The organism is Actinacidiphila acidipaludis, from assembly GCF_019890725.1.
Classification (GTDB): Bacteria; Actinomycetota; Actinomycetes; order Streptomycetales; family Streptomycetaceae; genus Actinacidiphila; species Actinacidiphila acidipaludis.
On sequence record NZ_JAINZZ010000025.1, the window covers coordinates 23020 to 46398 of the forward strand.

Annotated in this window: 8 protein-coding genes; 6 read left to right on the forward strand and 2 right to left on the reverse strand. The window is 70.1% G+C overall.

Annotation, left to right across the window (positions count from 1 at the left end):
• Positions 1 to 224 precede the first annotated feature (224 nt).
• The 3 genes from K7862_RS20185 to K7862_RS20195 all read left to right on the forward strand — a co-directional run bounded on the left by K7862_RS20185 (position 225) and on the right by K7862_RS20195 (position 12414).
• Positions 225 to 11027, forward strand: coding sequence for a LamG-like jellyroll fold domain-containing protein (locus K7862_RS20185; RefSeq protein WP_222964475.1), 10803 nt, complete (start codon positions 225 to 227; stop codon positions 11025 to 11027).
• A gap of 34 nt (positions 11028 to 11061) precedes the next feature.
• Positions 11062 to 11808: a DUF6193 family natural product biosynthesis protein gene (locus tag K7862_RS20190; protein ID WP_222964477.1), complete on the forward strand. Its 747-nt coding sequence runs from the start codon at positions 11062 to 11064 to the stop codon at positions 11806 to 11808.
• A 216-nt stretch (positions 11809 to 12024) separates the two neighbouring features.
• A complete protein-coding gene (locus K7862_RS20195; protein ID WP_222964479.1) occupies positions 12025 to 12414 on the forward strand; it encodes a VOC family protein in 390 nt (129 codons plus the stop codon).
• A 79-nt stretch (positions 12415 to 12493) separates the two neighbouring features.
• Here the strand turns inward: K7862_RS20195 and K7862_RS20200 are convergent, their stop codons facing one another.
• On the reverse strand, positions 12494 to 15142 hold the full coding sequence (locus tag K7862_RS20200; protein ID WP_308012082.1) for a fibronectin type III domain-containing protein: 2649 nt from the start codon (positions 15140 to 15142) through the stop codon (positions 12494 to 12496).
• 252 nt (positions 15143 to 15394) lie between these two features.
• A complete protein-coding gene (locus tag K7862_RS20205) occupies positions 15395 to 17701 on the reverse strand; it encodes an NEW3 domain-containing protein (protein WP_222964483.1) in 2307 nt (768 codons plus the stop codon).
• A 396-nt stretch (positions 17702 to 18097) separates the two neighbouring features.
• Between K7862_RS20205 and K7862_RS20210 the strand changes: the two genes are divergently transcribed.
• From K7862_RS20210 to K7862_RS20220, 3 genes are all read left to right on the forward strand, one after another.
• Positions 18098 to 20533: a glycosyl hydrolase family 95 catalytic domain-containing protein gene (locus tag K7862_RS20210; RefSeq protein WP_222964485.1), complete on the forward strand. Its 2436-nt coding sequence runs from the start codon at positions 18098 to 18100 to the stop codon at positions 20531 to 20533.
• A 181-nt stretch (positions 20534 to 20714) separates the two neighbouring features.
• On the forward strand, positions 20715 to 21905 hold the full coding sequence (locus tag K7862_RS20215; protein WP_222964487.1) for a metal-dependent hydrolase family protein: 1191 nt from the start codon (positions 20715 to 20717) through the stop codon (positions 21903 to 21905).
• A gap of 250 nt (positions 21906 to 22155) precedes the next feature.
• On the forward strand, positions 22156 to 23355 hold the full coding sequence (locus tag K7862_RS20220) for a cytochrome P450 (RefSeq protein WP_222964489.1): 1200 nt from the start codon (positions 22156 to 22158) through the stop codon (positions 23353 to 23355).
• Positions 23356 to 23379: the final 24 nt, after the last annotated feature.

Genomic DNA, 23379 nt, shown 5'->3' on the forward strand with positions numbered 1-23379 from the left:
CAAGTCCCGTAAAAGAGCGCAGAGACAGCCAAATACACCGTCGGCTGATCTGCGGCCCCCTTGCCCGCTCTTCACCCGGCCTATACAAAATCCCTCGCCGTTGCTCCTGGGGGAGTGCGGTTCGTCGGCATGGGGGAGGGGTGGCCGTGAGCCACGTGTCGGGGTGGGTCGCTTCGGTGTGCGCGCGTGCGCTGTCCGGGGCGATATCACGGGTCTGCTCACCGGTGCGCCGTCGGCCGCGCCGGCTCGCGGCCGTCGTGAGCGGGCTGCTGGTGGTCCTGCTGGGGACGCAGCCGGCGGCAGCGGCGATCGCCGCACATACGAAGTCGTCGCGTCTGGTGCTGCCACACCAGCGAACGGGGTCGGCCGCGGGACTGCCGCACCGGGCCAAGTCCGCCGTGAAGCCGGGGCAGGGCAGCGAGGCGAGCCGGAAGGCGGCCAGGGTGCCGGGCGCCCTGCCACCGGACGCGGCTCCAAGCCGCGCGGGCAAGCCGAAGCAGTCCTGGAGCGGTCCGCGGTCGCCGTTCGACGGCCATACCGTGACGCCTCAGGGTCCGGCGCAGGCCGGCGTCGCCGCGACCACCCGCGACGCGATCACTCCCGCGGACACGGGTACCGGTGACCCGGCTCTGCCTGGTGTCGCCACCACAGGGACCGAGATCGTCAGGGACCGCACCGCCGATACCTCGGTCTTTCAGCAGGCGGACGGCACGCTGACCGCTCGCGTCTACAGCCGCCCGGTGCACTATCGGGCAGCCGACGGCAGTTGGCAGGACATCAACACCACCCTCACCCGGCGGGCGGACGGTCGATGGGCCGAAAGCGCCGACGCGCCGGCCGCCAGCTTCGCCCGGAACGGCAGCGACTCCGCGCTGGTCAGCTTCGGGCCCGGTGACGGTGAGCAGGTCAGTTTCGGCCTCCAGGGAGCGTCGGCGGTCACCGCCCGGGCGTCGGGCAGTTCGATCACCTACCCCGGCATCGCCGCTGCCTCGGACCTGACGTACGAGGCGACGGCCTCCGGCGTCAAGGAGACGCTGACGCTCAGCAAGCCCTCGGCACCGACGACCTGGGTCTTCCCGCTGAGTCTGTCGGGTCTGACACCGTCGCTGGCCGCTGACGGCAGCGTCCGGTTCACCGACGGCTCCGGCACGGTTCGGGAGACCGTTCCGCACGGTTTCATGGAGGACTCGGCCCGTGGGGCCGTCTCCCACGAGGGCGCGATCTCGACGGGTGTGACCTACAGCCTCATCACGACCGCAGGGGGCATCCCCGCACTGAAGGTGTCGCTCGACTCCGCATGGCTGCACGCCACGGGCCGCGTCTATCCCGTGAAGGTGGACCCGACCAACCTCAACGCCTCGTCCAGCACGTACGTCGAGACGCCCTACGACATCAACTTCTCCACCGATGACACCCTCAAGGTCGGCTCCTACGACGGCGGTTCGCACAAGGCTCTCAGCTACCTGAACTTCGGCTCCTTCGGGACGCAGTTCAAGAACGACTACATCGAGAAGGCGTCGCTCTACCTGGACGACGTCTGGTCGGGCGGGTGCAGCGCCCAGGCGGTCGCCGTCCGCCCGATCACCAGCTCGTGGAGTGTCGGCTCGATCGCCAAGTACCCGGGGCTTTCCTACGGATCGTCCGTCGGCTCCAGCAGTTTCGACGCCGGCGCCAGCTGCGGCGGTTCGGCCTGGCACGGTATCGACATCGGCGACAACCCGTCGGCTGCGGGAGTGAAGCTGCTGGAAGGGTGGTCGCACGGAGGCGCGAACCACGGCCTCGCGTTGAGCGCCGACACCTCCAAGGTCGCGGCCTGGAAGCAGTTCGCCTCCGTCAATTCCTCGTACCCGCCGTACCTGTCCGTCACCTACAGCGCCTACGGCGCCGACTACTCCATCCCGAAGCAGACGTACACCGAGCCGACAGCGAGCACCACCGGCTCGATGAAGGTGACGATCACCAACCGCGGCGAGGCCGCCTGGTCGACGTCGACGGTGAAGCTCGCCGCCGACGTGTACAGCACATCGTGGACCAAGCTCAAGACCAACGCCACGACGACGGCGGTCCCCTCATCGGTGGCCTCCAACGCCACGGTGACGATGACCGGCTCGATCCCGGCACTCGACCCCGGCCAGTACTACGTGTGCTGGGACATGCTGAACGGCAGCACGTCCTTCTACACCAGCTACGCCGTACCCATGGTGTGTTCGCTGGTCGCCTCGGCCGACACGCCGCCGCAGGTCGACACCGCCTCGCCGCCCTCGGACACCGTCGCGGGCACCATCACCCCGCAGCTGTTCGCAGACGGCCACGACCCGGACGGCTACCCCGGGAACCCGCTGAAGTACGACTTTCAGGTGTACACCAATCCGGCTTCCGGCACTCCCTCCCTGGTGGCGGACTCGGGATGGATCGCCAACGGGCAGTGGGCGGTGCCTGACGGCAAGCTCGCCTGGTACCAGTCCTACTACTGGGTAGTCGCTGACAGCGATGGCGACGCCGCCAGTGACTGGTCGGACCCGTCCTTGTTCTCGACCACCGTCCAGCAGCCGCTGATCACCTCGCATCTGGGCGGCGGCGGTGCCGACAGCAGCCGCAGTTTTGATCCGCAGGTGGGTGACTACACCACCTCCGCGACCGACGTGGCAGTCCCGGCGGCCGGCCCGGCACTCGACGTGTCCCGTACCTACAACTCGCTGGACCCCAGGACTTCCCTGCTGTTCGGCGCCGGTTGGTCGTCGCGCTACGACATGACCGTGCAGCCCGACAACGACTCCTCCGGCGGAGTCGTCGTGACCGGGGCCGACGGCAGGCAGGAGCGATTCGGCCGCAACAGTTTCGAACTCGATCAGATCGCGTCGGCCGGCGATCAGACCGGCGACCACGTGGACGATGCCGTCGCCGTCGACCAGACGACCGGCAAACTGTGGCTGTACCCCGGTCCGGACTATTCGGCCCTGTCACGGCTGCAGGTCGGCAACGGTGGCTGGAACGGCATGGCATGGCTGACCGGCGGTGACGTCAACGGCGACGGCGTCGGCGACCTGGACGCCGTACGGACCTCCGACGGCACCCTGTGGATGTATCCCGGGGTCGCAGGCGGGGGCTACGGGACGCGAGTCGAGATCGGCACCGGCGGCTGGAACGGTATGGCCGTCCTGGCCCTGACCGCCCCCCTGGGCTCGGACGGGAAGAAGGACCTGGTCGCCGCGGAGACGTCGACCGGTTTCCTGTGGGCGTATCCCGTGAACGGGGACGGCAGCCTCGGCACCCGGATCGAAATCGGGACCGGTGGCTGGAACGGCATGACCGAGCTCATGGGCGGCGACTTCAACGGGGACGGTCACGGCGACGTCGTCGCCGTCGAGAAGTCCACCGGGTACCTCTGGCTCTACCCGGGCCAGGGATCGAATGCCCTGGGGAGCCGTGTGCAGCTCGGCACCGGCTGGAGCAGCATGCAGGACCTGGCGCCGGTGACCGGCATCCCCGGGGACGGAACGGTCGACTTCCTCGCCACGCAGAAGTCCAGCGGCATCCGCTACCTGTACCACTCCGGTTCGACCTTCAACGCCTCGACCTCCTACGCGGGCAACACCCGCACCACGAGCGGCATGGCCGCCTACACTCCCGCGGCCGGCGAGTTCGAAACCTTCGGCCCGGTGGCCGGCAGTAACGCCGGCTGGGCACTGCAGGACAAGTCAGGCACCACGTACACCTTCGGCCGTGCCTCCGGCGCGGTGTGGAAGCTGACGAAGATCACCGACCGGCACGACCGGACCCAGACCCTCACCTACAACACGGACGGCACTCTGGCGACCGTCACGGCTGACGCCGGCGACCGAGCGCTGCACTTCACCTGGAGCGGCGGTCACGTCACGCAGGTGGTGACAGACCCGGCTTCGACCGGCGGGCGCGCCGAGACCTGGACGTACTCCTACGACGGTGACGACCTCACCACCGTCTGCCCGCCGACCTCGGCCACCGCCTGCACCGCCTATTCCTACACGTCCGGTTCGTCCTCCGGCTCCCATTTCCGGTCAACCGTCCTGGATGCCAACCCATCCTCGTACTGGCGGCTCGCAGACCCCTCCGGGACGACGGCCACCAGTGACGTAGCCGTCAACGAGGGCAATGACAAGGGCACTTACTCATCGACCGGAGTGACACCGGGCTCCGCAGGTCCTCTGGTGGGCTCTCCCACCACGGCGGCCACCTTCGACGGCGCCCACGGATACGTGACGTTGCCGAGCGGGCTGCTGACCTCGGCCTCCTACGTCTCCGTCGGGCTGTGGTTCAAGTCCACCGCCACCAGCGCCGGGGTGCTCTTCTCGTACCAGAAGGACGCCCTCAGCAAAACGTCGACGCCCGGCAACTACACGCCCGCGCTCTACCTGGGAACCTCCGGCAAACTCTACGGCCAGCTCATCGACGACAACGCCGGCACCCCGATCGCGACCTCCACATCCGTCGCGGACGGAAAGTGGCACTATGCGGTGCTGACCGGGGCAGGCGACACCGAGTCGCTCTACCTCGACGGCAGTCTGGTCGGGAACCAGAGCGGCCAGATCCTGGTGAGCGGACAGCCCGTCGACGCCATCGGCAGCGGCTTCCTCGGCGGACACTGGCCCGACGAGGCCCATTCCAGCACCACGGCAAACACCGGATACCCGACCTACTTCAAGGGGCAGGTCGGCGAAGTCGCCTTCTACACCCACGCACTGGGCGCGCCGGCAATCAGCCAGCAGTACAACGCGGGCAGCAGCGCCGCCCGCGAGCTGAGCGCGGTCACCCTGCCGTCCGGCAAGACCCGGATGACCGCCTCCTACGACGCCACAAGTGACCGGGCCTCGCAGGTGACCGATGGGAACGGCGGAACGTGGAAGCTGGCAGTCCCGAGCACGGCCGGGTCGGCGGCTTACTACCGGTCCAGAGTTCTCTCCTCGTCCCCCTGGAACTACTGGCGGCTCGGGGAGTCCTCGGGAAGCCAGGCGGCCAACGAGCTGTCCACGCAGGCCGCCCAGGCCGCGTACTCGGTCAAGAGCGCCGATCCGGCGACTTACCACAACGTCACCCTCGGCGCCGCGGGACCGCTGACCGGCAGCGGACAGACGGCCGCCACGTTCAACGGGACGAGTTCGTACGTGTCGGCCCCGAGTTCGTCGGAGCCCGGCTACAGCAGCGGCTTCTCCGTCGAACTGTGGTTCAAGACCGGCACCGCGGGCGAGACGCTCTTCAGCTACCAGAGCGGCCCCGTCGGAACCACGCTGAGCGGCGGTTATACCCCGGCCCTGTACATCGGCGCCGACGGGCACCTCTACGGCCAGATCTGGGACGGTTATCTGTCCCCGATGGAGTCCACTGCCGAGGTGGACGACAATGCCTGGCACCAGGCCGTCCTCACCTATGACGCCGACGGCGACCAGACGCTCAGCGTCGACGGGCAACAGACCGACACCAGAAGCGGCGACTCCCTGCACTACATCGGCATGCCGTACGTGTCGTTCGGCGCCGGCTACCTCTCCGGCGGCTGGCCCTCCCTGCCGGCGAGCAACCCGCAGGGCTATTTCAAGGGCAGCCTCGCAGAGATCTCCGAGTACAGCGCCGCGCTGAGCGGCGACGCGATCGCCGACCACTACGCCGGCCGCGGCCCGTCCACCGGGGCCGTCCCGGTGACCACGGACGTCGTGACGGACCCGGGCAACAACGCCCTGACCTACCGGTACGACCCCGGTCACGGCGACCGTCCGGTGTCCGCAACCGACGCCCTGGGCGGCTCCACGCAGTACACCTACGACAGCAACGGTTATCTGTCCGCCACCACCGACCCCGACGGCACCCGGACCGGCCTCGTCCACGACGTTCGCGGCAACACACTGTCCCGCACGGTGTCCGACAGTTATGGCGACTCGACCACGAGCTACTACACGTATCCCGTCTCCGGCGCCCTGACCGTCACCGATCCGCGCAACGACGAACCCACGGCCTACGCCGACCCACGGTCGTCCGGCCCCACGGACACCACCTACGCCACGACCTACGGCTACTCGCCGGAAGGCGATCTGCTCACCACCGAGGATGCGGACGGCAACGCCGTCATCAGCACCTACACCACCGGCTCCGAGGCTGCCTCGGGTGGCGGCACAGAACCGCCCGGACTAGTGGCGACCACCAAGGACCCCAACGGCAGCATCACCGCCTACGCCTACACCAAGGCCGGTGACCTGGCCCAGATCACGGCACCCACCGGGATGAGGACCAGCTACTCGTACGACGCACTCGGCCGTCGCCTGACGTCCACTCAGGTCTCCGACACCTATCCGGACGGCGTCACCACCACCTACGCCTACGACGACGACAACCGGCTGCTCAGCCGGACCGGTCCCGCCACCACTGACGCCGTCACCGGAACCACCCACACGCCGCAGGCCACCTACGCCTACGACGACGACGGCGACACCACGGGTGTGGCCGTCGCCGACACCACGGGTGGGGACAGCACCCGCAGCACCACGTGGGGCTACAACGACCAGGACCAGGTCTCCAAGGTCACCGACCCTGCCGGCGACACGACGGCCTTCGGATACGACCTGTTCGGCAACCGCAGCGAGCAGACCGATGCCGACGGCAGCCGTTACGCGTTCGCCTACTCGCCGACCGGTGAACTGCTCACCACGACGCTTACCAACTACACCGGAGATCCGGTCGACCCGACCTCGCCCACCTCGCTCGTCCTCGACTCCCGGGCCTACGACCCGGCCGGGCTGCTCGCCTCGGACACCGACTCGATGGGCAGGACGGTCGACAACGAGTACGACTGGAACTACCGCCTGACCGAACACTGGATGCCCGACTTCCATGAGACGGACGGCACCACCGACGGGCGCGACATCCTGCAGTTCTCCTACGACGCGGCCGGCAACGTCGTGAACCGGTGGGACGCCACCTATCTGGTCGAAACCGACTACACCGTCGATCCGGCAGGACGGGTGACCCGGCAGACCTTCGATCCGGACCAACTCGACACCGTCACCGACTACGTCTACGACCCCAACGGGAACGTCACCTCACGTGCGGTCACGGGCGGCGGGGTCACCGAGCAGACCGACCAGACCTTCGACGCCCTTGACGACGTCACGTCCGTCACGGTCCACGACGGTGCGGACACCCAGGTCACCAGCAACACCTACGACCAGCGCGGAATTCTGACCTCGACGACGGACCCCCGCGGCCATCTCGCGGGTGCCGACGCGGCCGACTTCACGACGTCCTTCGCCGGCAACGAACTGGGAGAGCTCACCCAGATCACCGCCCCCGTCGTGGCAGCGGAGTCCAACGGGCAGGCAGCGCAGCAGACTCACCCGATCACCCTCCGCGGCTACGACACCTTCGGCGACGAGACGTCCGTCGACGACCCCGACGGTGACATCACCACCTACACCTACGACCTGGACGGCCGCCCCACCGCCATCTCCGCTCCGGCGTACACCCCGCCCGGTTCCGCCACGGCGATCACTCCCACCGCCGGCGCCGTGTACGACGCGGTCGGAAACCTCACTGAGGTGACCGACGGGCTGCAGCACACCACCCGCTACACCTACGACCAGTTCGGCGATCGGGCCGAGGTCCAGCGGCCCGCCGTCGACGGAAGCGTGCCGACGACGCACACCACGTTCGACACGGACGGTGAGGCCTTGTCGGTCACCGATCCGACCGGCGCGGTGACCACCGCCACCTACGACCAACTCGGGGAGCAGCTGACGTCCACCGCCGTGGTCCGCCAGCCGACTCCCGCCTCTTACACCACGACCTACGAGTACGACGGCCGCGGCGACCAGGTCTCGGTCACTCTCCCGGGTGGGGAGAAGTCCACCGCGACCTATGACGCGGCAGGACGCACACTCACCAGCACCGACCCGCTCGACAACACCACGTCGTACGCGTACGACCTCGCCGGGCGTCCCACCAGGACGACGCTGCCCGACGGTACGGCTGTCACCGACACGTACGATCCGGCCGGACGGATGACCGGCACAGCGAAGCTGAACGCCGCGGGGGCGACGCTGTCCGAGCAGTCAGCCACCTATGACGCGGCAGGCAACCCCCTGTCCGTCACGAACGCGGACCAGCACACCTCGCGCTATGCCTGGGACGCGCTCGGCCGGCTGGTGAGCCAGACCGAACCGGTCACCGGCACCTCCACCATCACCACGAGCTTCGGCTACGACGCCGCAGGCCGTGCCACGCGCTCGACGGACGGCAACGGCAACGCCACCATCACCACCTACAACGCGCTCGGCCTGCCCGAGTCCACCGTCGAGCCGAGCACTTCTGCGTTCCCCGGAGTCGGCGACCGCACCACCACCGTCGGGTACGACGCCAACGGCCTCCCCGTCACGACGACGCGCCCTGGCGGTGTCTCCGTGACCGCCGGTTACGACGCCGACGGCCGGCTGACCTCCGAGTCCGGGACCGGTGCCGAGGCCGCCACCGCCGACCGCGACTTCGGCTACGACGCCGACGGCCGCCTGACGTCCGCCAGCGCTCCCGGCGGCAACAACACCTACACGTACGACGACCGCGGGGAGATCCTGTCCGCCGCCGGCCCCTCCGGTACGGCCGCCTACGGCTACAACTCCGACGCCTTGCTGGTCTCCCGCACCGACAAGGCCGGCACCGCGACCTACACCTACGACGCCGACGGCCGCCCGCACACGGCCACGGACCCGCTGACCAACACGACCCTGACCGACACGTACAACTCGATCGGCCAGCTGACCGCAGTGTCCTACGGAACCGGCGCCGCCGGACGCTCCCTCAGCTACGACGACCAGCATCGTCTGACCGGAGACACCCTCGACACGCCGGGCGGCGTCACGGAGGCGTCGGCCACCTACGGCTACGACGACGCCGGACTGGTCACGTCCCGCACCACCACCGGCACCGCCGGGGCAGGCGCCGAGACCTACGGCTACGACGAGGCAGGCCGCCTGACCTCCTGGACCAAGGGCTCGGCCAGCACCGGCTACGGCTACGACGACGCGGGCAATCGCACCAGCGTCGCGGCGGGCGGGAACACCACCACCGCCACGTACAACGCTCGCGACCAGCTGACCGGCACCAGTGGTTCAACGTCGGCCTCCTACGCCTACTCCGCTCGAGGCACCCTCACCTCGGTCGACGGCACCACGGGCTCCGAGCACCTGTCGTACGACGCTTTCGACCAGTTGACCGGTGACGGTGCCGGCTCCTACACACACGACAGCCTCGGTCGTCTGGCCACCGCGGGCACCAACACCTTCGGCTACGACGGCACCGCCCCCGGGATCGTCTCGGACGGCACCGAAACCTACGACCGCAGCCCCGGCGGGGAACTCACCGCGGTCAGCGGCCAGGGCGGCCCGGCGCTGGCGTACACCGACCAGCACGGAGACCTGACGGCCACCTTCACGGCCACGGGGACCACGCCTGCCGGCTCCACGGCCTACGATCCCTACGGCCGGACCACGGCAACGAGCGGCACCCAGCACGACCTCGGGTACCAGGGCGGCTGGACCGACCCCACCAGCAACCGGGTCGCCACTGCCAGCCGTTGGTACGACCCGTCCACGGGAACCTTCACCAGTCACGACGCGACCTCGCAGTCGCCCTTCCCCTCGGTCGACGCCAACCCGTACACCTACGGTGACGACGACCCCATGAACACGGCGGACCCTTCGGGTGACAGCGGCTGCAGTACGTCGTCGTACCGACCCGGCGGCTACTACCCCTCAGGTCACACGCACCGCGGCGGCGGAGGGTCCCGGAGCTCCGGGTACGCGTACCCGCCCGGGTTCCCGGACGGTGAGAACCTCTCCAGCTCCTACAGCAGCGGATACTCGTACACCTACGACCCGGCGCAGTCGTACCTCGACAGCATGAACAACTTCAACTGGGGCGGCAGTGGTTACGGGGGCTCCGGCTACTGGGGAATCGGTGGTACCGGGGGGCTGAGCCTGTTCGGCCTCAGCGGCTCGTCGCTCGAGCTCGGTTTCGACTTCGGCTTCGCTTTCGCCCTGGGCTACGGCAGTTGCAACGTCGTCGTCACGCCCCCGCCGCCCCCGCCGCCCACGGCGGAGATGGGCGTGCACGAGAACCCGGGCGCGCGACCCGCCGGGCAGGCCACCGGCGCGGGGACGCATGCCCAGCCCGGCACCAAGACCGCGGCCACCGGCCCGGGAGTCGCCGCTCCCGCCAAGCCCACCGGCGCCGGACCCGCCGCAGCGGCGGGCTACACCCCGACCACCATGACGGCCGCACCCACGACGAGCGGCCTCGGCACAACCCTGCCCGTTGATCCGTCCGCCGGCGAGCCCACCACCCTCACCACTCCGACAGACCCCTCAGCGTCCCTGCCGACCACCCTGACGACACCCGTCGATCCGACCGCGGGCTTGCCTTCGGGATCGGTCTCCCCGGCAAACCCCCACACGGGACTGGGCACGACGACCCTCCCAGCGGACACATCGGCATCGGACCCGAACATCGCCTTCGCGGTCCCGGACAAGTTGCCGAGCACGGACATCGGCCCTCATGTGGTCCTGGGGGTGAATCCGGGATCGGACGCCCTGGCTGAGCAGCTGGGTGCGAAGACCTACAACAAGCCGGAATTCGGGCTGACGGGCGACAACAGCAACACTCCGTTGTGGCAGACGGGAGTTCTGTCGTCCGTGGGCAATCCGGACATCCAGATCTCCATATCGCTCAACGACCTGAAAGGCCAGAACTACGAGGACATGTTCGATCTCGCGTACAAGGCGGGAGTCAAGGCCGGCATGGCGAAGGCCGCGGAACCCGGCTCGGGTCTCGGAACCGTGTGGGAAATGAGCATCGTCGGCAAGTACGCCTTCTTCGGATCGATCGACGAACCGGGTGGGCGACCGTGGACGGACTTCCACTTCTACTACCGTGAGCCTGGAGACGACGAGTTCAGCAGGGTGTATCCGGACGAGCCGGACTGGCCGAAGCTGCGTAAGGCGGCCGGGCAGTGACGACGGACGGCATCGGAAAGGGAAGTGAGCATCGGTGACGTCCCGTGACGAGCGGCTCGCGCAGTTCTACCCGGACCTCATGGCCACGGGCGGACTGGTGACGGCCATCAACGAGCGGGCGCGCCACCTCGGCGTCCCGCTGGGGAAGGTGGTTCCGGGCCGGGGTTCGAGCGGGGAGCGGTCCGCGGCGCTGAACTCCCCGACGGGCTACCTGGCGGTCACGCTCAGCGAGTCGAAGCGGAGGTTCATCGTGCGGATCTGGGACCGGGGGGTCGAGCTGGCCGCCGGCGGCAGCCCCGAACTCGATGACGTCGTGCGCGTCGGATTCGCCTGGCAGTCCGGTCGTACGCTTCGCGGGATCAAGGAGGAGCATGCCTTCCTGCTCTTCGACGAGTTGGCGGAAGCCCACGAACGCGGTGACGCGGTGGCGTTCAGGTGGCGCATGCTGCGTGACGATCCCGATGCGCGCATCGCCGCGCTCGCCGTCGCGGCGGCGTCGGTGCCCGAGGTGGCGGGTCTGTTCCCGTACCTCAGTCACCACACGCTCCGGCTGAGCCGGGTCACCGGTTATCCCTACACCGGTGACGCGCCGTACGTCGCTCCGTACTCCACCCCAGGGCCCTCCTACCAGGTGTTCGCGGGGGACCCGGTACGCGTCGTGGCGGACACCGAGTCCGCCGGGGAGGCCATCAGGGCAGTGGCGGACCGCCTGCCGCCCGGGTACGGCCCCGCACGTGCCGGAACGGCCGATGACCTGGAAGGGGGGCCGGGAACGCCGTAGCCCGTCCTCTCGGGGCGATGTCGTGCGCGCGGCCCCATGTGCGGACGCCTGCTCGACGGTCCGACCGAGGCGTTCCCCGAGGTGACGTTCATCCCGTGAAGGGGCGCCGTGAAGAGCGGCCGTGCGGCGGGGGACCTCACGGTGCCGCTCACACCGGACGCTGTCAGGGAGTGGCCGTAGGCTCTGCTCCCCGTCGCCAACGAGCAAGGAGCCGGCATGAGCGCATGGGCCAACGGCATCGCCGCCAACACCCTCTTCGTCGAGGACGTGGCCGCCGCGAGGAAGTTCTACCTCGATGTCTTCGACGCGCCGATCCTCTACGAGGACGCCCACTCCGTCGTCTTCGGGTTCGGCCCGACGGTCGTCAACCTGCTGCAGACGACGCATGTACCCGAACTCGTCGAGCCCGCGACCGCCGCTTCACGCGCGGCCGGGGTGCGGCTGGTCTTCACCGTGGCGGTGGACGACGTGGACGCGAAGTGCGCGGAACTCGCCGCAGCCGGTGTCGAGTTGGTCAACGGGCCGATGGACAGGCCCTGGGGGCCGCGCACCGCGAGCTTCCGCGATCTCGACGGCTATGTGTGGGAGATCGCCCAGGGCCGGTGAGGCCCACCGCATCGCCGCCGGGACGGGGTGGTCATGCGGGGCCCGGCCAACAGCCGCCGGGCCCCGCATGACCACCCGCCTACGCCGCCGGGGTGCTGCCCTTCGCGGTGGCGGTGGGACCGGTCCCGGTGCCGGTGACCGCGGCCACCGTCACCGTGTAGGAGGTGCCGGGCGTCAGGTCGCCGAGGACCCGGAACATGCCCTTGGCGGAGGGCTGCGTCACCAGGGCGTCCCGTCCGCTGACCTGGACCGTCCTGGCCGTGCCGGACGGGTCGGTCAGCACGATCCGGTAGCCGGTCACGTGCGAGTCGCCGACGGAGGCCGGCGGGGTCCACGAGACGGTGGCGGCCGTCGCCTGGGTGTGCAGCTTGACCCCGCTGGGTGCCGCCGGAAGGACGCTGCCGGCGATCGGGGCGAGAGGGGCTGACGGAAGCGAGGGGGCGCTGCTGCCCTGGGAGTTGAGCGCCGTCACGGTGACCTGGTACGCGGTGCCGTCGGTCAGTCCGGTGAGCGTGGCGAGCGCCGAGGCGCCGAACTCCGCGGCCGGCACGGTGGCGGTCGCCGCGACGTGCCCGGCGGGGTCGACGGCCGTGGCGCGGTACGCGGTGACCGGTGAACCGCCGTCCGCCCAGACCGGGTTGAACGTCACGAGCAGGGTTCCGTCCACGCCGGTCGAGGTGCCGACGCGGGTGGGAGCGGCGGGTACGGACAGGGCGCCGTACCGCTCACCGAGCAGCCAGCGGTAGGCGGGTTCGAGCCCCGCGTTCGCCACGACGTCAGCGGGGGCGTCCGCGGGCGAGGCGATGATGTGGTTCCCCTGTGTGACGAGGCCCTTGTTGGAGCTGTCGGCGTCGCCCTGCTCCCACCAGTTGCCGGAGACCAGGGTGGGGTCGTTGTTGCCGAGCGCGTCGCGGTAGTCGGTGTGGCGGCTGGCGACGTTGGCGTACGAGGCGCCGTACAGGACGTTGCCGGAGACCGTCTCGTAGGTGCAGCCGTTGTCGGTGTAGACGCTCTTGCCGAGGCCGAACTGGGTGTGGATGACGTTTCCGGTCACCTTCTCCCCGTCGGTCATCGAGGTGCCGGTCAGCCCCTGGGTGTAGATGCCGCCGCCGTCGTCCAGGCCCTGCATGTAGTCGGTGATGAGGTTGTCGCTCACAGCGTTGTCGTGGCTGTCGTTCGGGGTCGCGGGGGAACCGATCTTGTCGGGCCAGCCGCCCCAGCCCATGGAGATGCCCGAGTAGCCGACGTGGTCGATCTGGTTGTGGGAGATCAGGTCGTGCTGCGTGTAGCCGTTGACGATGGGCACGCCGCCGGTGAACTCCCGTGGCAGGGCGTAGAGGTGGTTGTCCAGCACCTGCACGTCGCGGGTGACGTCGCCGTCGTCGCCGGGCAGGGCGTCGCCGACGCCGCCGATCTCCACGCCGTTGCCGGAGATGTCGGTGAAGACGCTGCCGCTGACCTGGGAGTCCTGGGTGCCGTCGGCCAGTTCCAACCCGGCAGCGCCGAGATGGACGAACGCGTCCTGGGAGAAGTCGACGTGGCGCCCGTGCGAGACGGCGACGTTGCCGGGTTCCTTGGTCCACGCGCCGAACGGGCATGCGCCGCCTTCCACGAAACCGCACAGGCCCTCGGTGGCGTATCCGGTCGGGCCGGAGATGGTGTAGCCGGCCTGGATCTCCGAGAACCCCTCGGGCGAGGACGGCGTGAGCCAGGTCGCGTAGCTGAACTGCAGTCCGCGGAAGGCGATGTCGTGAACGGGCGCGGCGGCCGTGCCGCGGCCGTCGACGAGTTTCTCCAGCGCCGGCGCCTCCACGTCGGCCCGGTGCAGGTCCTCGCCGGGGCGCGGCATGTAGTAGACGGTGTGCGCACCGCGGTCCAGGTACCACTCGCCCGGGGTGTCCAGCAGTTCGCGGGCGTTCTCGATGTACGTGGCGTGGCCGCCGTTGGTCAGGGAGCCGGGGCCCACCATGCTGACCGTGCGGCCGGGGATGTCGGGGAACTCCACCCGCTTGTTGGAGTTGTCCCAGCAGGGCTGGACCATGGTGACCGTCGTGCCGGAAGCGGAGGCGATGTCGCAGCGGGGCTGTGTCCACTGCCCGAGTCCGTCGCGCTGCACGTTCCACAGGGCCTCGCCGCTGGTGTACACGAACTCGGCGCCGGCGATGTCGGGCCAACGGGCGAGGGTGTCGCCGGACGCGGTGTACCCGGTGGCGGTCCTGGTCAGGGTGACCGGGACCTCACCCGCGGCGCGGTCGGCGCGTACCCCGTCGACGTACAACTGGCGGGTGTCGGTGAGTCCTTGGGGTGCGTGCGCGGACCACAGGCCGGGGCGGCCGGGGACCTGGTGCCAGCCGGTGACCTGGCGGCCGCCGCTGATCACGGAGGCCCCGGTGCCCTGCCAGACCACCCGGTGGCCGCCGGAACCGGAGTCGCGTGCGTCGAGGGTGAGCGGCGCGGACAGCCGGTAGGTTCCGGCGGCCAGGTGCACGGTGAGGTCGCCGGTCAGGTGGCCGTCGCGCGCCCGTACCAGTTGCTGGGCCCGCTGCGGGGTGCGCACCGGGTGCCGGGCGTCGCCGCTCGCATGGTCGTCACCGCTCGGCGCCACGTAGACGTCGGACGCCGTGTCCGCGTCCGCCCGCGATGCGGCGTTCGCGGGTACGGCCGCGACCAGGGCTCCCGCGGCGAGGGCAAGCGCCGCGAGAGCCGGTACCAGTCGATGTCGGGACACGGTCATCCTCCTCCAGAGGTCGGGGAATCGCGGGGGAAACCTACGACCTTTGGCATGTACCGTCAATGAAAAGCGCAGGAATGACGGCGCCACGAGGTGTGCACGACGGCTATTCATCGGATGACAAGCGCGCTCACTGCAGGAGTTTCGGGCCGCGTCGTGGAACGCCGGCCGCCACCGGAGAAGCTGTGCGAGGGTGCGGGGTGGCACACCGCGGCGGTGCGCCACCCCACGACATCGCAGCCGGAGGAGTCAGCCGGCGCTGGTGGAGAAGCTGTCGAAGTCGTCCTGGCTCGGGTAGCCCGGGTTGCGGGCCGTGCCGAAGACCCCGACGTCCTGAGTGGCCGCTGCGGAGGGGACGTTCGCCGTGCTCAGCGCGGTCCAGGTGGCGCCGTCGGTGGAGTAGTAGCCCGTGTAGGAGGTGCCGGACCTGACCAGCCGGATCCAGCTGGGCAGAACGGGCTTGCCGACGCCGGAGCCGTTGGCGGCGGTGCCGGAGTCGAGCCGGCCGTCGCCGTTGGCGTCCCACTGCATGAAGTAGCCCTTCTTGGCGCTCACTCCCACGGTCACGAAGCCGGGCGAGTCGGCCGCGCGGGTGACGTCGTTGCGCACGATGATCCCGGTCTTGGCCCCGGAGTTCTGGTACTGCTGCCAGGTGACGCGCACCGTGGTCGTGGAGCCGTCGTGCTCGGCGCCGGGGACGTAGACGGCGCCGTACTCGTTCTTCGAGCCGTAGACGTCGGAGCCTGCCGCGCGGATGCTCAGTGCGCTGCCGACCTGCGAGAAGTTCGCCGGTTCCGGCGTGGAGCCGAAGGTGCGGAAGGGGGTCCCGACGGGCGCGCCGAGGAGGAGGGACGTGTGCCCGGCGGCCGACCCGGTGGAGTCGGCGCCGTTGCCGTTCTTCCAGCGGAACCCGGCGGTGCCGTCGAGCCGGACCGTCGGAAAGAGCCGGTCGACGGAGGCGGGCGCGGTGACACGGTAGGTGGCGTGGACCGTCTCACCGGGCGCGACGGAGGCGAACGACGTGGGCGACAGGGGGGCGGCGGCCCAGCCCTGCGGAACCGCCAGGGCGACGTGGACCTGGGTCGCGGCCGTGGTACCCCAGTTGGTGAAGTCGGCTGTGGCCGTGGTGTCCTGACCGGTCATCAGAGTGGGGGCAGCGGTCACCGCGAGCCCGGTCTGCGGACGGGCCGGGGCCCTGTCCGCGGCCCACGGGCGCACCCGGAACAGGGCCACGCCGTGAGCGGGGACGGAGGCGGCGACGGCGCTGCCCGAGGACCGGGTGACCTGGTGGGTCCACAGGTTGTCGAGCCGGTACGCGGAGGACGGCGGCAGGCCGGTGGCGCCCGGGTCCACCGAGACGGTCTGCGCGGCGGTCCCGGTGTTGAACAGCCCGACGACGACGTCGCCGTTCGGCTCCGGCTTGGCGAAGACCTGCGTGGTCGCGGTACTGCTCACCCGCGACGCGTTGACGGCGTCCTGGTCGACCGCGATCACGTCGCGGTTCGTCAGCAGCGCGAGGTCGGCGGCGTCGAGCCTGGTCAGGTCCGTGCCGAGGAGCAGCGGGGAGGCGGCCAGCGACCACAGGCTCAGCTGGGTCTGGCGCTCGTCGGGCGACAGCCCGTCGTCGTCGCCGTTGCCGACCTCTATCGAGTCGTAGTCGTTGAACGCGCCTGGGCCGCCGTACGGTTGCCAGGCCGCGACCTGGTCGAACCTGCCCGACACCTTCTGCCAGCTGGTCAGCGGGGTGCTCGATCCGTTGACGCCGCAGTAGCACTCGATGTCCCCGCCGGTGCGCCAGCCGTTGCTGGTGGCCTCCCAGGTGGCGGCGTCGGCCATGCTGAGCGAGTTCGACAGTTCCAGGTGCATCGGGCGGCCGGTGGCGACGATGGCCTGGTGCCACGCCTGCATGTCCGGGCGCTGGTCGCCGGGGACCACGCCGCCGCCGGGACCGACGAAGTCCATCTTGATGTAGTCGACGCCCCAGGAGGCGAACAGGTCGGCGTAGCTCTGCACGTACTCCTGCGCGCCCGGCTTGCTGAAGTCGATGCGGTAGTTGTCGTTGTTCGTGTTGCCGGGCTGCGTGGGATCGGCGATGTCCTGGATGTGGTACGGGGTCCCCTGGATCGGCAGGTTCTTCTGGTACGCCTCGATCGGAACGCCCGGTGTCAGATAGATGCCGAGCTTGAGGCCGAGACCGTGCAGATAGGCGGCGAGCGCCGGGATGCCGTCGGGGAAGCGGGTGGTGTCCCAGGTGTCGCGCCCGTACGCGTCCAGGTGGTCGGACCAGCCGGCGTCGATGTTGATGTACCGGTAGCCGTACCGCTGCAGCTTGTCGTGCATCACGCGTGCCTGCGCCTTGATGCCGTCCTCGGTCAGGCTGCCGCCTTCGCGCAGTGCGCTCCAGCTGCTCCAGCCCATCGGCGGTGTGGGCGAGACCTGCGCGGCTGCGTCGGGCGGAGGCACGGGGGGCGGCGAGGCCGTCGCGGGAGAGACGCCGGCTGCCAGCCCGAGGGAGAGCAGAACCGGCAGCAGACATCTGGTCAATTTCGCGTGCACGAGTGACTCCTTCGCGGGATCTGGGGCAACGTGCCTTGTCCTCGGCGGTCGAATCCCACGTTCTACGGGTGATATGCCGTCACGTCAACAGATTCATCCGATGAATCTGGGGTTACCTGCGATACGCGGTGAGTCCTGTGGTGGTGTCGATGCCGCACAGCGCCGTACCGGGCATGGTGAATCGCGCGGCCCCGCGCTTCCGTGTCTGACCAGCCATGACGGCACGCCAGACGCGACGAAACCCCCGATCTATCTGGCGTGAACGCGGCACCCTTCCCGAACTGCGGGGCGATTTTCCCTTGACCCATCCGATGTCTGATGCTTCCCTGCTGCTGCGACATCGCCCTCGCGTTGCCGTCCTGTCAGCCATGAGCAACCCATGAGCGGAGCCCTCGCATGGCCCAAGGTGGTTGGAGAATCCGGCGGTCCTCCTCGACGTTGCTGCTCGTCTACTCCCTGGCGGTGGCGCTGCTGGGGCAGTCCCCGGCGGCCGGCGCGAGCGCGGCGGCGACCACGGCGTGGCGCGACGGCTCCTTCCACGTCGACGTCCCCGCCATGGTGCACAGCTCCGATGTGGTCCTCGGCCGGCCCAACACGGCGTCCGCCCAGGCGATGCCCCTGGGCAACGGCGACCTCGGCGCCGGGGTGTGGGACGAGAACGGCCTGACCGTCCAGCTGAACCGGGCGGACACCCTGCCCGACCGGCTGTCGCCCGGCCAGGTCGTCGTGCCGGGACTGGCCAAGCTGACCAGCGCCCCCGACTACCGGGGCCGCCTCGACCTCTACGACGGCACGTTCGTCCAGTCCGGCGGTGGCATGACGGCGACCACCTACGTACGCGCCGACACCGACGAACTCGTCGTCGACGTCACCGGAGCCGATCCGGACACCGCGCAGACGGCGCGGTTGCGTCTGTGGCAGCCCCGCACACCGACCGCGTCGGCCGGCGCCTCCATCGGCACACTCGCCCAGACCTGGCAGGACAACGCACAACCGGGCGCCAGCGGCCGGACGTTCGGCGCCCTCGCCGCCATCACCGCGTCCGGGCGCGACGTGCGCGCCGACGTCGTCGACCCGCTGACCGTGCAGGTGAGCGTCAGGCCCAGACCGAACGGTTCCTTCCGCGTCGTCGTCGCGTCGCCGCAGTGGACCGGCGGCGACGCGACGGCCACCGCCCAGCGGCTGCTGGCCGGCAGCGGCGGTTCCTCCGTCCTCGCCCGGACCGCGGCCTGGTGGCACGAGTACTGGGGCGGCGTCGGGATGATGGGGCTGTCCTCGCCGGACGGTTCGGCGCAGTACCTGGCGAACCTGCGGACGATCAGCCTGTTCGCCCAAGCAGCGGAGCGCGGCACCGTGCGCCCGGGCTCGCAGGCGGGTGTCGCCGACCTGTTCGACTCCTCCGGCGACACGCATTCCTGGGATCCGGCGTCGTACTGGGGCTGGAACCTCAGGATGCTGGTCACGGCCGACATGGGCGCCGGCGCGTACGCCAACAACGACGGCTACTTCGCCCTGTACCGCGACGCCCTGCCGGAGACCCTCGCCTGGACGGCCGGCGAGTTCCCCGGCTCGGCCGGCGCGTGCACACCGGAGACCATGCGGTTCAACGGCGTCGGCGTCCAGGTGCACCTCGCCAACGGCCAGTGGGGCGCCAAACCGTATCTGAACTGCAGCTCCCAGGGGCCGGCCAACTACAACGCGAGGACGCTGTCCACGGGCGCGGAGGTCGCGCTGTTCGTCTGGCAGACCTACCAGGCCACGGACGACCGGGAGTTCCTGCGGCAGAACTACCCGCTCATGGCCGACTGGGCCAGGTTCATGCTCGCGTACGCGACGACCGGCGCGGACGGACACCTGCACACCAGCCCGTCCAACGCGCACGAGACCCAGTGGGACGTCAGCGATCCCACCACCGACATCACGGCGATGACCGCGGTCTTCCCCGACGTGATCCAGGCCGCGCGACTGCTCCATCGCGACCAGGACCTCGTGACCGCGCTGAGCGCGGCGCTGCCGAAGATCCTGCCGTACCCCCGCACCGACGCCGCGACCATGACCCAGCAGCTCGACCCCGCAGCCGACAGCACCGGGCAGGACGTGATCGGCCAGTCGTTCCAGCAGGCCGCGAAGACCCACAACGAGGAGAATCTCGGCCTCGAACCGGTGTGGCCCTACGGAGTGATCGGCGACAGCGGCCCGCTGTCGGACCTGGCCAAGCGCACCTTCGCCGATCGCCCCTTCGTCGAGCACAACGACTGGAGCTTCGACCCCATCGACGCGGCCCGGCTCGGTTTCGGCGACGACATGGCGAAGGAACTGGTCGACCTCACCGAGACCTACCAGCAGCGCCCGTCGGGCCTGGCGTCCTTCGGCGCCACCTACCAGGAGCCGTACGCCGAGCAGGGCGCGGTCGTGACCACGGCGCTGCAGGACGCGCTCGTCCAGGACTACGACGGCCTGCTGCGCGTCGCACCGGCGCTGCCCACCGGCTGGAACGCCGACGCCACGGTGTTCATCCAGCACCGGAGCAAGGTCGACGTGCAGGTCCGGGACGGCGTGCCGGTGACGGTCGCGATCGAGGCCGGCGCGAACGTCGCACAGCAGGTGCGCAACCCCTGGCCCGGCCAGAGCGTCGAGGTGGTCGCGAACGGCCGCACGGTCGTCGCCCCGACGTCCGCCTCCCGGTTCACCGTCCCGCTGCGGGCCGGCCACGCGTACCTCATCGAGCGGGACGGCGCGCCGACGCTGCCGTTCGCGCCGGTCACCGCCACGCCCGCGACCGCGGCACGCACCCTCGGGCCGGTCGTCATCGGTCTGCCGAAGGCGGGCTGAGGCGCACCGAGCGGTTCGACGCCCTCTGCGGCGGGCCGTTGACCGACGACGCGCTCTGCCCCCGGCCGCCGGGGGCAGAGCCAGACCCGTGCGGAGCCCTAGGTTAATTGCTTGACAAAGCAATTATGTAGAGTCGTGGTGGACCGACGCTCAACGGTGTGCCACCTGGGAGGACCACACGATGAAGACCCTGGCCCTGCATGCGGGCTCGATGTTCGACGGGTTCAGCCTGTCCGACCCCGCGACGGTGTACGTCGCCGGTGACCGGATCGTGCGCGTGGACCGGGAGGGAGCGCTTCCCGCCGACGGCACCGCGCTCGTCGACTTCGGTACGGAGGCGTGCCTGCTCCCCGGCCTCATCGACACGCACGTGCATCTGGCGTTCGACGCCGGACCCGACCCCGTCGCCTCGCTCGCCGCCATGGACGACGAGACCTTGCTGGCGCACATGCGCGACGCGGCCAGGTCCGCCCTGGACGCCGGCATCACCACCCTGCGCGACCTCGGCGACCGTGACTTCCTGTCGCTGAAGCTGGTCGAGGAACTTGCCGGCCGGCCCGAGCTGGGCCCCGAGATTCTCCCGGCCGGGCCGCCGCTGACCGTGCACGGTGGCCACTGCCACTTCCTCGGCGGCGAGGTCGAGGGCGCCGAGGCGCTGCGTGCCGCGGTGCGGGAGCGCCACGCACGGGGGTGCCGTGTCATCAAGATCATGGCGAGCGGTGGCCACATGACACCCGACTCGGTGCCGCCGCACGTCTCGCAGTACAGCCTGGCGGACCTGCGCGTCGTGGTGGACGAGGCCCACGGCCTCGGTCTGCCGGTCGCCGCGCACGTCCACGGCGTGCAGGCGGTCCAGGACGCCGTCGAAGCGGGCGTGGACAGCCTGGAGCACCTCACGTTCCTGACCAGCGACGGCGCCGGGCCCGACGAGGGTCTGCTCAAGACCGTCGCCGACAGCGGCAGCTTCGTCAGCCTGACGGTCGGCTCCGACCCCGGCAAGGCTGTGCAGCCCCACGGGGACCTGCTCAAGCACGTCGAGACCATGCGCAAGGCCTGGACCGAACTGCGCGCGCTGGGGGCGGACGTCGTCGTCGGCTCGGACGCCGGCATAGCCCCCTTCAAGCCCCACGACGTGCTTCCGCACGGGGTGCGTGATCTCCAGGGTTTCGCCGGCATGACCCCGCTGGAGGCGCTGACGGCCGTGACCAGTGTGGCCGCGCGGGCATGCCGGGTGGAGGGCCGCAAGGGCCAGATCGCACCCGGCGCCGACGCCGACATCCTCGCCGTTCACGGCAATCCGGTGGCCGACCCCGCCGCGCTGTTCGCGATCGAGGCGGTCTTCCGGGCGGGCGTTCAGGTCCGGGGGCGCTGACCGAGATCGGGCCGCGTCGCCATGGCCGACGCGGCCCCCGCTGCAACGAGAGGTGCATCGCCGGGCAGCCGTGAGTCCATCGCGATCCGTGCCCTGGGGGTCGGTGTCAGCAGCTCACTCGACGCCCTGACCGGCGGTTTGACGGCCGCATCCCGCGATGCTTGACTGCGCAAGGACCTTTCGGGATCCCTTCACCGGGTCGGAGATCCCGTGCGCGGCACCGTCACACCACACACCCGAGGACTGGCTCATGACCGAACGACTCACCCGCGGCTTCGTCGTCACCGACCGGCAGCCGGGATGCCCGTTCGATCCGTCGCAGCGGCTCACGCACATGGCCCGGCAGGAGGAGCCGACCCGGGTACCGGTCTACGAACCGCGGTTCGGCGAAGCGGACACCGTGATCCTGTCCCGGTACGCCGACGTCAGGGCCGCCCTCGGCGACACCCGCCTGCAGTACGGCCACCTTCCCCTGCCCGCCGGCGAACCCAGGACGTTCATGCCCGGCTTCCCGCCGGACCACCACGGCGCCGAACACATCCGGCTGCGCCGCATGATGGCCGCGGCCTTCGCCCCCAAGCGGATCCGGACGCTCGGCCCGCTGGTGGACAAGGTCCTCGCCGAGCGGCTGGACGTCATGGAGGCGGCCGGTCCGGGTGTCGACCTCGTCGCCGCCTACGCCGTCGCCGTGCCCTCGATCGTGATCGGCGAACTGCTGGGCGTGCCCGCCTCGATGCATCAGGACTTCCACAGTCTCAGCGCGGGGGTCGTGAACTTCGCCAGCTCCCCGGCCGAGTACTTCGCCCACCTGGGCAAATTCGGCGCCTACATGAAGGATCTCGTCGCCGAGATCCGCCGCCACCCCACCGACGGCCTGATCACCGAGCTGATGGAAGGACGCAGCGGGGACATCGGCGACGCCGAGATCGTCGGTCTGACCAGCGCTCTGGTGGTCGCCGGCCACGAGACGACCGCGGCGATGATCGCCCTGGGCGCGCTGGCGCTGCTGGAAAGGCCCGACCAGCGTGCCCTGCTGCTCGACGAGAGCGTCTCCACCGCCGACGCCGTGGAGGAGCTGCTGCGGTATCTGAGCATCTCCGGCGTGTTCCCGCGCGTGGCCAACGAGGACATCACGATCGGCGAGTGGCCGGTCAAGGCAGGCGAGCGGGTCCTGGTCTCGCTGCTCACGGCCAACCGCGACCCGCGGCTGGTGCCCGACGGCGCCGACCGGCTGGACCTCACCCGCGAGCCGGTCCAGCACATGGCCTTCGGGTTCGGAACCCACCAGTGCCCGGGCCAGCACCTCGCGCGGCTGGAACTCCAACTCGCCCTGCCCGCGCTCTTCCACCGCTTCCCGGAGCTGCGCCTGGCCGTCCCGGCCGACGAGTTGACCTTCCACGGCGACGGCGCGAACGTCTACGGCGTGGAGGGGCTGCCCGTCGCCTGGTAAATGTCGCCCCTTTCCGGGGAATTT

Excerpts from the sequence above, each read along its gene's own strand:
- K7862_RS20195 (WP_222964479.1), top strand. The coding sequence starts at position 12,025 with ATGAGCGCATGGGCCAACGGCATCGCCGCCAACACCCTCTTCGTCGAG.
- K7862_RS20210 (WP_222964485.1), top strand. The coding sequence starts at position 18,098 with ATGGCCCAAGGTGGTTGGAGAATCCGGCGGTCCTCCTCGACGTTGCTG.
- K7862_RS20215 (WP_222964487.1), top strand. The coding sequence starts at position 20,715 with ATGAAGACCCTGGCCCTGCATGCGGGCTCGATGTTCGACGGGTTCAGC.
- K7862_RS20220 (WP_222964489.1), top strand. The coding sequence starts at position 22,156 with ATGACCGAACGACTCACCCGCGGCTTCGTCGTCACCGACCGGCAGCCG.